The organism is Sphingomonas sp. TF3, assembly GCF_003985085.1.
Taxonomy (GTDB): Bacteria; Pseudomonadota; Alphaproteobacteria; order Sphingomonadales; family Sphingomonadaceae; genus Sphingomonas.
On the sequence record NZ_RWKS01000046.1, the window covers coordinates 1 to 12,118 of the forward strand.

Annotated in this window: 12 protein-coding genes; 5 read left to right on the forward strand and 7 right to left on the reverse strand. The window is 62.8% G+C overall.

Annotated features, from left to right (window positions below; all coding sequences use genetic code 11):
• Positions 1-2: 2 nt before the first annotated feature.
• From EJC47_RS20150 to EJC47_RS20175, 6 genes are all read right to left on the reverse strand, one after another.
• The gene (locus EJC47_RS20150) at positions 3-1,646 is read right to left on the reverse strand and encodes a type IV secretory system conjugative DNA transfer family protein (RefSeq protein ID WP_126849502.1); all 1,644 of its coding nucleotides are present in this window, start codon (positions 1,644-1,646) and stop codon (positions 3-5) included.
• A gap of 95 nt (positions 1,647-1,741) precedes the next feature.
• Positions 1,742-2,080 (reverse strand): transposase, encoded by a 339-nt coding sequence (locus EJC47_RS20155; protein WP_185867741.1) that lies wholly within the window; start codon positions 2,078-2,080, stop codon positions 1,742-1,744.
• Complete coding sequence (locus EJC47_RS20160) at positions 2,080-2,364, reverse strand: hypothetical protein (RefSeq protein ID WP_126849504.1); 285 nt, start codon at positions 2,362-2,364, stop codon at positions 2,080-2,082. Before EJC47_RS20160 ends, EJC47_RS20155 begins: the two co-directional genes overlap by 1 nt.
• A gap of 11 nt (positions 2,365-2,375) precedes the next feature.
• A complete protein-coding gene (locus EJC47_RS20165; protein WP_126849505.1) occupies positions 2,376-2,726 on the reverse strand; it encodes a DUF3147 family protein in 351 nt (116 codons plus the stop codon).
• Positions 2,727-2,734: 8 nt separating this feature from the next.
• Positions 2,735-2,959 carry a conjugal transfer protein TraD gene (locus EJC47_RS20170; protein WP_126849506.1) on the reverse strand — a complete coding sequence of 75 codons (225 nt, stop codon included), beginning with the start codon at positions 2,957-2,959 and terminating at the stop codon, positions 2,735-2,737.
• A 19-nt stretch (positions 2,960-2,978) separates the two neighbouring features.
• Positions 2,979-3,302, reverse strand: coding sequence for a conjugal transfer protein TraD (locus EJC47_RS20175; protein ID WP_126849507.1), 324 nt, complete (start codon positions 3,300-3,302; stop codon positions 2,979-2,981).
• A gap of 174 nt (positions 3,303-3,476) precedes the next feature.
• On the opposite strand from EJC47_RS20175, the gene traA reads away from it, so the two are divergent.
• Genes traA through EJC47_RS20190 form a run of 3 tightly spaced genes read left to right on the forward strand, consistent with a single transcriptional unit; the run spans position 3,477 to position 7,843 of the window.
• Positions 3,477-6,392, forward strand: coding sequence for a Ti-type conjugative transfer relaxase TraA (traA, locus tag EJC47_RS20180; RefSeq protein ID WP_126849508.1), 2,916 nt, complete (start codon positions 3,477-3,479; stop codon positions 6,390-6,392).
• Positions 6,393-6,401: 9 nt separating this feature from the next.
• Complete coding sequence (locus tag EJC47_RS20185; RefSeq protein WP_126849509.1) at positions 6,402-7,100, forward strand: DUF6118 family protein; 699 nt, start codon at positions 6,402-6,404, stop codon at positions 7,098-7,100.
• Between the two features lie 38 nt (positions 7,101-7,138).
• Positions 7,139-7,843 carry a hypothetical protein gene (locus EJC47_RS20190; protein WP_126849510.1) on the forward strand — a complete coding sequence of 235 codons (705 nt, stop codon included), beginning with the start codon at positions 7,139-7,141 and terminating at the stop codon, positions 7,841-7,843.
• Here the strand turns inward: EJC47_RS20190 and EJC47_RS20195 are convergent.
• Entirely contained in the window at positions 7,808-8,206 is a 399-nt protein-coding gene (locus EJC47_RS20195; protein ID WP_126849511.1) for a hypothetical protein, read from the reverse strand. The genes EJC47_RS20190 and EJC47_RS20195 overlap by 36 nt on opposite strands.
• Positions 8,207-9,109: 903 nt before the next feature.
• On the opposite strand from EJC47_RS20195, the gene EJC47_RS20200 reads away from it, so the two are divergent.
• Together EJC47_RS20200 and EJC47_RS20205 are read left to right on the forward strand one after the other, a co-directional pair.
• A complete protein-coding gene (locus EJC47_RS20200; RefSeq protein WP_260591689.1) occupies positions 9,110-10,615 on the forward strand; it encodes an Nramp family divalent metal transporter in 1,506 nt (501 codons plus the stop codon).
• Between the two features lie 69 nt (positions 10,616-10,684).
• Positions 10,685-11,938: a magnesium transporter MgtE N-terminal domain-containing protein gene (locus EJC47_RS20205; RefSeq protein ID WP_126849512.1), complete on the forward strand. Its 1,254-nt coding sequence runs from the start codon at positions 10,685-10,687 to the stop codon at positions 11,936-11,938.
• Positions 11,939-12,118: the final 180 nt, after the last annotated feature.

Sequence of the window (12,118 nt, forward strand, 5' to 3'; positions counted from 1 at the left end):
GTTCACGCCGAATCGAACCGCCCGGCGAACTCGCGATCGTCGTAGTAACGCAGCTTGCCGGCGATGATCGGGCGCTGCCCGGCGAGGAACAGGAGCTGACGGTCGGGGCGGAGTGTGCGGACTTCATCTGGGGTGAGCAGCGCGCGGCCGACGTGCTGCTGCCCGTAGGAGATCCCGCTTTCTTCCGCGTCGATCGCGCGGCTCATGGTCTCGAACACGACGGTTTCCTGCCCGGCCAGATCGGAGACGAGCTTGGCGCTGTCCTGATCGTTGACCCCGAACACCTGGAGGACGCCGGCGTTCGACAGGAAGGTGCCGGCGCGCTGCCCGTAGAGCGCGCGGAGCTGGTGAACGTCCTGCAGGATCGGCCAGAGCTGGACGCCGTAACCCGCCATCAGCCCCATCGCACGTTCGACCGGTTCAAGGCGGCCGAGCGCCGCGAACTCGTCGAGCAGGAACAGCACCGGCCAGGGCGGGCGACTCGGCGCGCGCGCCAGCTCGGTCAGGGCTTGCGCCACCATCAACCGTAGCCAGCGGGCATAGCTGGCTAGCCGATCGGGCGGCAGCACGAGGAACACCGTCGCCGGCGCGTCCTTCAACCCAGCGAACGTGAAATCCGATTGCCCCAGCACCGTCACCATGCGCGGAGAATCGAGGAAGTGGGTATGGCGCTGCGCGGCCGACAGCACGCCGGCCGCTTCGCGATCGGATTTGCCGAGCTGACGATTGGCGGCGCGCGCGACCAGGCCACCTTGCGCCTGCATCGCGGCGAGCTGCGCCGCCAATGCGGCCGGAGCGAGTGTCAGCCGGTCGCGCAGCGTGTCCAGGGTGCGGGTGGCTGGCGGTTCGGTGGTGACGATATGGAGCAGGATGCCGGCGATCAGCGCCTTGGCTTCCTCGTTCCAATGCGCGTCGCCGGCTTCGCCGGGCGCATCGTGGACCAGCGCGTCGGCGAGCGTCATGCAGTCGTCGGCGAGATCGAGGCCGTGCGGGTCGATACGGTCGAGCGGATTGAATGCGGCCGAGGCCAAGCCCGTGACGCCGAACGGATCGAGGACATGGACCGCGCCGAACTTGCCGCGCTGGCGCGCGGCGATGCGGGCGTTCTCCCCCTTGGGGTCGATGCAGACGACCGCGAACGGATATTCGAGCAGGTTGGGGATGATCGTGCCGACGCCCTTGCCGGTGCGGGTGGGCGCGATCGTCAACAGATGGGCAGGACCGGCATAGCGCATCGGCTTGCCGGTTTTCACGTCGCGGCCGATCAGCAGGCCGTGATCGTCATTGAGCGCCTGGGCTTCCCCGGCTGTGGCAAAGCGGGCCGAACCATGTGTGTCGGCGCTATCACCATAGTCGAACCGGCGAAGCAGGGGCAGGACGAACATCCAGACCATGACCAGCACTACGGCACCGCTGATCCCGAACACGCCAAGCTGAGCGACAGCGCCGTTCTTATCGAGGCCGAAGTACCAGATCGCCAGCATCAGCAGCAGGAATAGCGCGACGAACAGCACCATCGTGAACAGGACCACGCCGATGATGTGCCGGGCGAACCGGAAAGGGGCGAGCAGGATGCCGAGTAAGGCCCACATGGGGTTGGCACGGGCGGTGCGGGCGAGATTACGGGTGGCGCGCGCAAGGCCCATGCTACTTCCTCAGCGGGAGCGTAATGACCGGGGCGTCGTGACGCTCGGAATATCCCAACATCAGAGTATGATAGCGTTCTGCAAAGCCGAGCACATCAAAAACCCGGTCTCACCTGATCGCTCGGCTCCAATGCTTGCAGCGTGCGGATCGGAGCAAGCATCCTCGCCAGCGCGTCGGACAGGTCTTGGATGCGACATTCAAGGTCTGCCGCCAGGTCGAACATTTCTTCGGCCATGACCGGATCGGTATGCCCCTCATTGACGAAGCGCATGGCTAATCCGTGCAGGCGCAACAGGTCGTGCCGCATCTCCGGTGCATTGTAATTATCGCCTTTGAGGTGATCGCGCATTACGTCCAGGGCATCCACCGTCCGCAGCAAGGGGCCGGTGTCGAAGGCCGCGATGCGTTCATCCCGATCGTCGGTTTTGGGCATCATGTCGTCCGTTGAATAGGCGTGATCGATAGAGACCGATCGGCGTCGGGATGATCGAGCAGCCGGAGCAGGATTTGCGAGACGAGGGGAGGGGACACTCCTTCGCCCAGCAGCATATCGAACAGCGCATCATCGTTCGGCGTCGGGATCATGTCCTCAATCACGAGGTTGGCGCGCGACTCCGCCATATCTTCACGCCACATGGCGACTTCCGCAGGCGTGCCGCGCACGAAATCCATCGCCCGGACTTCCGCCCGCACCGCGTCGATATCGAAATCCGTCATCCTCTTATCCCTTAAAGCCGCAATCCGAACCGGGGCCCTGCCCATGTCATGGCGAGGTAGAGCGCGATCGTGAGCACGCACCCAGCCGTAAGCGCCAGCCAGAACGGCGCGCCGCGATTGAGCATGGCCGGGATCAGTAGAAACATCGGCAGCGAGGGGAGCACGAACCAGAAGGTCGCACCGGCATGAGCCGCCATGCGGACGGGATCGTGTGTGTCGCGCCACAGCCAGATCATGCCCAGAACGGAAACGAGAGGGAGCGACGCGACCAGCGCACCGACGCCAGGGCTGCGCTTGGCAATTTCTGAAACAGCTACGATGATGATCGCCGAGATGCCGGCCTTGAGAAGCAGATAGAGCACAGGACACCTCAGCTATCGATCAATGGTTCGGCTTCCGCATCGAACGCGCGTTTGCCGCGTCGCTTCCACAGCGCCAGCACGTCGCCGGCATCATCGCCGCGCGCCCGTCCGGCGAGATCGAGCAGCGCGCCGTAGAGGGTGGCGCGATCGTCGTCGGTCAGCTCGACCAGGCCGGCTTTCTGGACGAGGCCACCCAGCTCAATCAGATGGCGCGTTCGTTCGCGGCGTTGCATGACCCAGCCCCGCGTATCGTTACGTCGTTCCGCCGCTTCCGCCCGCAGCATCGCCGCCCGGTTCAGCCGGAGCGCCCGATCCGTCGATTGCAGCAGCGCCGCTACCTTTGCGCCCGCGCCGCTGAAAGAAGGCAGCGCCCTTTGCACGCCATGCCTCCTTCGCACTCGCATCCTTTGATCCGATCGCATCGAGCAACACACCGGCGAGGGTTTCAGCATCAAGCGCATCGGCACCCGTGGCAGCAACGAGCTGGCCCAACTGTTCGACCCGCTTTGCCTTGAGCGAGCGGGCCTTGTCACCCAGCGCCTTTAGCTCGGCATCGTAATCGCGAACCTTCCGCATCGCTTTCACCCTTCCGCGTATCGACCAGCAGCACCTTAGCGCACCCGGCAAAGGGGTAAAGCCAGAACGAACAAGAAGCGCCAGCAAGTCAGGAATAAGGAGCGAAGCGAGTTGTGAGTGCGCGCTTATACGTCGTTGCCGACGTGCGCTAAGTAGGGCAGTATGCGGAGCGTCATGGCGATCTACCATTTCTCCGCCAAGGTTGTGAGCCGCGCGAACGGATCGAGTGCCGTTGCGAGCGCCGCCTATCGTTCCGCGTCCGAGCTGCACGACGATCGGTTGAACCGCGATCACGATTTCAGCAACAAGGCGGGCGTCATCCATTCCGAGGTGATGTTGCCGGAGGGCGCACCGGAGCGTTTAAACGACCGCACGACCTTGTGGAACGAGGTGGAGGCAGGCGAGAAACGCAAGGACGCGCAGCTTGCCCGTGAGGTGGAGTTCTCGATCCCGCGCGAGATGAACGAGAAGCAGGGCGTCCAGCTCGCGCGCGATTTCGTGAAGAAGCAGTTTGTCGATCGCGGGATGGTCGCGGACCTCAACGTGCATTGGGACAAGGCGAAGGACGGCAGCCCCAAGCCGCACGCGCATGTCATGCTGGCGATGCGCGACGTGGGGCCGGAGGGGTTTGGCGCGAAGAACCGCGACTGGAACTCGACCGAGCTGTTGAAGGACTGGCGCGAGGCGTGGAGCGCGCACGTCAACTTGGCGCTCGCGGAGCTGGGGCTCGAGGGTCGGATCGACCATCGTTCCTATGAGGCGCAGGGCATCGAGCTGGAGCCGCAGCACAAGATCGGACCCGCAGCGTCGCGTAGGCCGGAGCAGGGGCTTGAGGCCGAGCGGATCGAGGATCACGCGCGCATCGCCCGCGAGAACGGCGACAAGATCATCGCCAGTCCGTCGATCGCGCTGGACGCGATTACGCGGCAGCAGGCCACGTTCACCACCCGCGACCTTGCGACGTTCGCGTTCCGGCACAGCGACGGCAAGGACCAGTTCGACCAGGTGATGGGGGCGGTGCGCGCCAGCCCCGAGCTGGTCGCGCTGGGCAAGGACGGACGCGACCAGGAGCGGTTCACATCGCGCGATATGATCGCGGTGGAGGCCCGGCTTGAGCGCGCCGGCGACGAGCTGGCGAGCCGGGCCGGGCATGGTCTCCCGGCGCACGCAATGGAGGGGGCAATCACGCGCGCCGGGAGTGAAGGACTCGTGCTGGGGGAAGAGCAGCGAGCCGCGTTGGAGCATATAGTGGGTCCGGGCGGCATCGCCAACGTGATCGGATATGCCGGCACCGGCAAATCGGCCATGTTGGGGGTGGCGCGCGACGGATGGGAGCGCGCTGGTTACACGGTACGCGGTGCGGCGTTGTCGGGCATCGCGGCCGAAAACCTTGAAGGCGGGTCCGGCATCCAGTCTCGCACCATCGCCAGTTTTGAACACGCATGGGGGCAGGGCCGCGAGCAGCTAGGCCCCAAGGACGTGCTGGTGGTGGACGAGGCCGGCATGATCGGCTCGCGTCAGATGGAGCGCGTGTTGAGCCAGGCGCGCGACGCCGGGGCAAAGGTCGTCATGGTCGGCGACCCCGAGCAGTTGCAGGCGATCGAGGCGGGCGCGGCGTTCCGCAGCGTCACCGAGCGTCACGGCGCAGCCGAGATCACCGAGATCAGGCGGCAGCGCGAGGACTGGCAGAAGGAGGCCACGCGCGCGCTGGCGACGGGGCGCACCGGCGAGGCGATCCATGCCTATGACGGGCGCGGCATGGTCCATGCGGCCGATACCCGCGAGGAGGCGCGGGCGGGTCTGGTCGATGATTGGGATGGCAAGCGTCAGGCCGAACCGGGCAAGTCGCAGATCATCTTCACCCACACCAACGCCGAGGTCCGCGAGCTGAATGGGAAAGCCCGTGAGCGGGTGCGCGCGACGGGCGGGCTTGGCGATGACGTGGCGGTGAAGGCGGACCGTGGCGAGCGGGCGTTCGCGGCGGGCGACCGCTTGATGTTCCTGCGGAACGAGCGGTCGCTAGGCGTGAAGAACGGCACCCTTGGCACCATCGAGGGCGTCACCCCCGACCGCATGAGCGTCCGGCTCGACAGCGGGCGCAGCGTCGCGTTCGACACGAAGGACTATGCCGCGATCGATCACGGCTACGCGGCGACGTTCCACAAGTCGCAGGGGGTGACGGTCGATCGCGCCCATGTCCTCGCAACGCCGGGCATGGACCGCCACAGCACCTATGTCGGCATGACCCGGCACCGCGATAGCGCGCAGCTCCACTATGGGCGTGACGACTTCGCCGATCAGCGCCAGCTTGTTCGCACCCTGTCGCGCGAGCGGTCAAAGGATATGGCGAGCGACTACGCCCGACCCGAGCAGGATCAGGCGCGCGCGTTCGCCGATCGGCGCGAGATCCGGTTCCCGGAACGCGCGCGCCAAGTGGTCGAGAAGGTGCGCAACAAGGCCAGGGGCATGTTCGACGGATTCCGGCCGAAGCCGGCGACCGAGAAGGCGACGTCGCCGGAGCGTGTCGCGGCCGATCGTGCGCAGGCACCCTCGCAGGCCCGCGCGATCGAACGCTATGGGCGCGCCGCAGCCGATATAGGCCGGATGCTGGAGAAGGGGTTGCCGGTGCTGGCGCACCAGGAACAGGCGCTGGCGAAGGCGGGCGACGCGCTCGACCAGGTGCGGCCGCATGGCGCGCGCGACCTTGCCAGTGCGATCGAGCGCGACCCCCGGCTCGCGCGCGACGCTGCCGAGGGGAATACGGGCGGCGCGGCGAAAGCGATGGAAACAGAGCGCCAGGTCCGCATCGACCCGGAGAAGCGCGCTGGACGGTTCGTGGAGCAGTGGCAGGGCATGAAGGAGGCGCGGGCCAACATGGAGCGTGCCGGCGACCATGCAGGCGCGGAGAAGATCGGCAAGCGCATGGAGAGCATCGCGGGCGGGTTGCATCGCGACCCGCAACTCGAATCCGTGTTGCAACGCCGCGCACCCGAGCTTGCATTGAGCATGGAGCGTGGCCGGTCGATCGGGCAGGAGCTGGGGCAGTCGGTCAGCATCGGGCGTGACCGCGACCGTGGCATGAGTCGGTAAGGGGGGCAGGTGGCGGACGAGGACGACAGCCAGGGAGCAGACGCGGCCGAGGCGTTCGAGGCCATGCGCGGCGAGCTGGCGCTGTTGCGCCGCGCTGTAGAGGGCTTGGCGGCCGAGCGCAGCGGACAAGACATGCCCAACTACACCGAGACGCTCGGTGTGCTCCAACAGGGCGTGAACACGGCAGGGGAAAACATCGCGCGCATCGGCCAGTTCCTGAAAGCGGCCCCGGCGCTGGCGATGACGCCCGAGCAGATGGCGCAACGGATCGCCGCAGCGGGCAACGCCGCCCGGCGCGAGGATCAGGCGGCGCTCGCCAAGGCGGGCGAGGACAAGGCCGGCGTCATGGCTGAGCTTCGCGCCATCGCCGGGTCGGCGTGGACGCGGGCAGACCAGAAGAACCGGCAGCTATGGTTCGGCTTGGGCGGGGTAGTGGCCGGCTTGGTGCTGTGGGCGATCCTGGCAGGCCCGATCGCGCGCGCTGTGCCGGAAAGTTGGCAATGGCCGGAAAAGATGGCGGCGCGGAGCTTGCGCATGCCGATGTGGGAAGGCGGGCAACGCATGATGCGAGTAGCCTCGCCAGATGCCTTCGCGGCGATCGTGGCGGGTGATCGGATCATCGCCGCCAACCGCGAGGCGTTGGCGGCGTGCCGCAAGCGCGCAAACAAGGCGCATGACGGAATCCGGTGCGCAGTAAAGCTTAATTGATAATCACCAAGGTCTCAATTTAATAGGCAAAACATAGTATGCAACCACATAAAATATCTTTAGAGACGCATGCCTTTGACTTCTGGCTTGCTCGAGGCGCTATTGCTCTTATTGCAGGGCTCCAGTTCTTATTCGTTAACAACAATCTGATTTTTGGACCGAAATGGCTTGCGCCCACATTTGAGTTAGTGATGCTCGCACCACTCTCGGTCGCTACCGTTTGGACTCAAGGGAAAGTACGGCACGCATCCGGAGACGGGCACTGGCATATTATTTGCCAAAATAGGAAGATGATACGCCACTTTGCTCTGGCATTAACAGCAGTAATAATGCTGCTCAATTCCTATGCGCTTGTGTCCGTTACAAAGGAGCTTCTAAGTGGAGCCAAAGGCGGTCAATCTCTTCTGATTGATGCACTCAACATTTGGTTCACAAATATTGTCATATTTGCGCTCTGGTTTTGGAACATAGATCGAGGCGGTCCCGCAAGACTAGGGTTGCACGACGATACCAGGCCGGATTTTCTGTTTCCCCAAATGATGGGTAGTGGGGATCAAGACCCCGCATGGTCGCCAGGTTTCATCGATTATTTCTATGTCTCCTTCACGAACGCCACGGCCTTTTCGCCGACAGACACGATGCCGTTAAGCGCGCAGAGCAAGCTCTTGATGGCGGCGGAAGCCAGCATATCGCTTCTGACCGTCGGCCTAGTTGCGGCCCGTGCGGTCAATATTCTTACGTGAGATTATGCGATCCTTTGTGGCCGACTTCATCAGGTGAGGCCGATATTCATTCTGCACTTTCGCAAGTGCGATGTTCAGTTTGGCATTCATCGCGTCTGCGCGACGACGGATGCGAATAAGAGCAAAAAGCGTATAGCTCATGACGAATCCGGAAAGGCCCGTACTCGCCACCCACAGGATGTGCCCGCTGACGCCGAATAGACCGGCAGCTAAAATTCCCAGGCTGATCGCGATGACGACCATAGGAAGCCACATTTTGCGTAAAAGGTTAGAACGTCGCATCGGCTCCGCCTGCGGAAAGTCATGGTTCTGCAACATATCTGCCCTTGAGGTGTCATGTGCATCATGGAGGTGCAGCGTCACGATAGCCGACCTCCCACGGCGGCGCTATCGTAACGATGCCTGAGGTGAACCATCGCCAACCAAGTAGCAGCTACCGCCATTTACCCCGACGCTCGCGCCACACGTTGAATCCGACACGGGAGAGACGTCCGGAAAGCTGGAACAGCCTGAAAATAGCGCGCCGCGGCATAAGGCCCGTTCGCATGATGATGCGCGTGGCGGAGAGGGTTAGCTTGCCACCCCATATCCACACCCCCGCAGGTAGCAACAGCTGCCACCAGTACGCTTTACGGCGTATTCCCATAGATGGCGTTCGCGCCTTGCCTCCTTCCCTATTGCGATCAGCAGCGTGATCGGATGCACTTGGCTTCTAGCGACGAGAAACCAAAGTCAGGATGATAAGCACTAAGCCGCACAAAGCTAACACAAAGGCCAGCCTACGGTTACTCTCAATCTGACGCCGCCTTTTTTTAGAGAGCGATGCCGAACGAGGCGTGAGGAAGCTACTTCGTCGATATTTACTCATCGGGTTTTGCTTGTTCCGCCAACACTCCTCGACACTGCTGGCGCGCCGACCCTTCAGGAATACGACGCGAACCACGGCCAAGTTACCCCGATCATCGCAGAACCAGGGCTGGCGTCCAACCTCTCGCTCGCGCTATCTGGCAAGCAGGCTCTGCCCGTCATGGTGCTCGCCCATCGACAGGAGACGCAAATGTGCAACAGCGCCCGACATCGGCCTGCCAGATTACCCCAACCTGCCTCGGCCTTCTTCCTTCTGGACACTCGCCTATGCCCGCAACCGTGAAAGAAGGCCAGTCTGGCGCAGCGCTCGATACGGCGCACGTTGGGGACATCGAAGGGGCATTCGGCACGATCCGCCTAGGGGACGAAGCTCCCCGCACAGGGCTGAAAGCGCGACTAATGACGTTGCTCGCGGTCGTTGGCCCGGGCCTCATCGTGATGACCGGCGACAACGATGCCGGTGCTTTTGGCACCTATGCGCAGGCAGGACAGAATTACGGCACCAGCCTTCTTTGGGTGCTGCTGCTGCTGGTGCCGGTCCTCTACATCAACCAGGAGATGGTCCTCCGCCTTGGAGTCGTCGCCGGCGTCGGTCACGCCCGCCTGATCCTTGAACGGTTCGGCAAATTCTGGGGCGCGTTCAGCGTCATCGATCTGTTCATCCTCAATGCGCTGACGATCGTCACCGAGTTCATCGGCATCAGCCTGGGACTCGACTATCTTGGGCTTCCAAAGATCGCCGGGGTGCTGGTCGCTGCCGCGATCGTGGTTGCTGCTGCCAGTACCGGCTCCTTCCGGCGCTTCGAGCGGGTCTGCATGACCCTTGTCATCGGCTCGCTGCTGCTGATCCCGATCCTTATCATGGTCCATCCGACGCTTGGCCAGGTTGGCCGAGGTCTCCTGATCCCCGGCATACCCGCCGGATCGGACCTGTCGAAGGTCGTGCTGCTGATCATCGGCATGGTGGGAACCACGGTCGCGCCGTGGCAGCTTTTTTTTCAGCAATCCTATCTGATCGACAAGCGTATCACGCCGCGCTTCATGAATTATGAGCGCGTCGATCTGTGGATTGGCATCCTCATCGTCCTGATCGGAGCGATCGCAATCATCTCCTTTGCGGCGGCAACGTTCGCCGGCCATACCGAGTTCGGCAACTTCACGGATGCCGGCGGCGTCGCACGAGGGCTGGAAAAATATGTCGGCAAAACCGCCGGCATTTTGTTCGCGGTCGCGCTGATCGATGCCTCGATCATCGGCGCGGCGGCTGTGGGGTTGTCCACCTCCTATGCTTTGGGCGACGTGCTCGGTTTGAAGCATTCGCTTCACCGCAAGATTTCGGACGCGAAGGGGTTCTACGCAGCGTTCGTCGGCGTCCTGGTCGGTTCGGCGATCATCGTCCTCATTCCTGGCAGCCCGCTTGGGCTGCTTACCACCGGCGTCCAGGTGCTGGCGGGGGTCCTGCTTCCGTCCGCGACCGTGTTTCTTCTCCTGTTGTGCAATGATGAGGAGGTGCTGGGGCCATGGGTGAACAGCCGCGGCATGAACATCTTCACGGCCGCGATCATCGCGGTCCTGGTGATCCTCTCGCTCGTCCTGACGGCTGGCGTACTCTATCCCAATCTTGATGCGGCGGTGATCCTCTACATCCTGGGTGGCGGCGCTGTGCTGTCGGTTTTGGCGGGTGGGGCCATCCTCGGTTACCAGCATTTTTATCCGCATGCCGATAAGGCGAAGCCCATCGACCGGTCGCAACGGCTGTCATGGCGTATGCCGCCTCTTGCCTTGCTGGCGGCCCCGAAACTGCCGCTCGGCAGCCGGATCGGGCTTACCGTGCTGCGAAGCTATCTCCTGATCGCGATGATCATGGTCATTTTCCGCATCTATCAACTCGCTGTTGGACACTGATCGTCGTCCGCGTAACATTGGCATGGGCACCCCGTTTCGATGGTGGAGCCGCAAAGAGGAACTTCATAGGTGAGTGACAGTCCGGAACCGTCAACAGCAGACGCAGTGCTTTCCTTGTCGTCCCTGCTCAAGCACGCCGTGATCGACGGCGAGGGACGGGCGCTCGGCAAGCTATCGGATGTCGTCACACGGCTTCGCGACAATGATTATCCCCTGCTGACAGGCTTGGTCATCGCACTGGGCAATGCGGGTTATTTCGTTCCCATGCGCGACGTGACCAGCATCGACCCCGAGGCGGTCCGTCTCCGCACGGCCAAGGTGGATTTACGGCCCTTCGAGCGACGCGACGGCGAGCTGCTGCTGAAAGAGAACATTCTCGGCCATCGCCTCATCGACGTCGCTCATAGCGCCCTGGTCAAAGCTTATGACGTTCGGCTCGCATTGGCGGCGAACAGTTGGATCGTGACAGGCCTCGACGTTCACAAAGGTCGCTGGTTTCACCTCGGCCGACATGAAGAGCATCCCGCACGGGACTGGCATTCGTTCTTGTTGCTGATGGGCGATCAGCGCGGTTCGGGATCGCGTTCGGCTGCGAGCCGCGTGACCAAGCTCAAGCCTGCCCAGATTGCCGATATCATCGAGAGTGCCTCGTCGCGGGAGGAGAACGTCCTGCTGGCGCATGTGCACGAAGACCCGGAACTGGAGGCCGATGTTTTCGAGGAACTGGACGACAACAAACAGGCTAGGCTTCTGCACGCGCGCACCGACGAGGAGGTGGCGGCGCTCCTTGCCAGAATGCGCGCCGACGATGCCGCGGATGCGATGATGGACCTTGCCCAGGAGCGCCGGCAAGGTGTGATCGACCTGTTGCCGGAGGTCCAGAAAACGAAGGTTCTGACCCTGCTCGGGTATCACCAGGCAACCGCTGGCGGTCTCATGGGTCCGGAATATTTGGCGCTCCCGGAAGAGAAGACGGTCGGCGACGCGCTTCAAGCGGTTCGATCGGCGACAACGCATCAACCTGAGGCGCTGACCGTGATCCATACCATTCGAGCTGACGGAACCCTGGCAGGCACGCTTACGCTCGTTCGGGCGTTGCAATCCGCGCCAGACACTTTGCTCCGCGACGCGGCCGATCGTCACCTGGTGGTGGCCTCCCCTGGAGACGACATTGTCACCGTGACGACACGCATGGCCGACTTCAACCTGCTTAGCCTCCCGGTTGTCGACACCGACAATAAAATGCTGGGTATCGTCACGGTCGACGATGCGCTTGAGGCAGCGATTCCACGTGACTGGATGCGTCGTCGATCGGGCGGATGATCAGCACAAAAAATATTCGGACGTATGACGGCTGGTGTAACAGAAGACGTAATATCATTACGGACTGATGAACATTTGCTGCCAGTAGCATTTTTGGGCCGTTCATCTTCAATGTTTTATTGTAAGAACTGTGGCGCTCGGTCACACTTTTTGGAGATGATCATGAAAGGTCCTTTGATC

Bases quoted from the DNA above. Each gene is read 5' to 3' on its own strand.
- EJC47_RS20175 (WP_126849507.1), bottom strand. From the start codon at position 3,302: ATGCGGAAGGTTCGCGATTACGATGCCGAGCTAAAGGCGCTGGGTGAC.
- EJC47_RS20170 (WP_126849506.1), bottom strand. From the start codon at position 2,959: ATGCAACGCCGCGAACGAACGCGCCATCTGATTGAGCTGGGTGGCCTC.
- EJC47_RS20200 (WP_260591689.1), top strand. From the start codon at position 9,110: ATGACGTTGCTCGCGGTCGTTGGCCCGGGCCTCATCGTGATGACCGGC.
- EJC47_RS20155 (WP_185867741.1), bottom strand. From the start codon at position 2,080: ATGCCCAAAACCGACGATCGGGATGAACGCATCGCGGCCTTCGACACC.
- EJC47_RS20160 (WP_126849504.1), bottom strand. From the start codon at position 2,364: ATGACGGATTTCGATATCGACGCGGTGCGGGCGGAAGTCCGGGCGATG.
- EJC47_RS20150 (WP_126849502.1), bottom strand. From the start codon at position 1,646: ATGGGCCTTGCGCGCGCCACCCGTAATCTCGCCCGCACCGCCCGTGCC.
- EJC47_RS20190 (WP_126849510.1), top strand. From the start codon at position 7,139: ATGCAACCACATAAAATATCTTTAGAGACGCATGCCTTTGACTTCTGG.
- traA (WP_126849508.1), top strand. From the start codon at position 3,477: ATGGCGATCTACCATTTCTCCGCCAAGGTTGTGAGCCGCGCGAACGGA.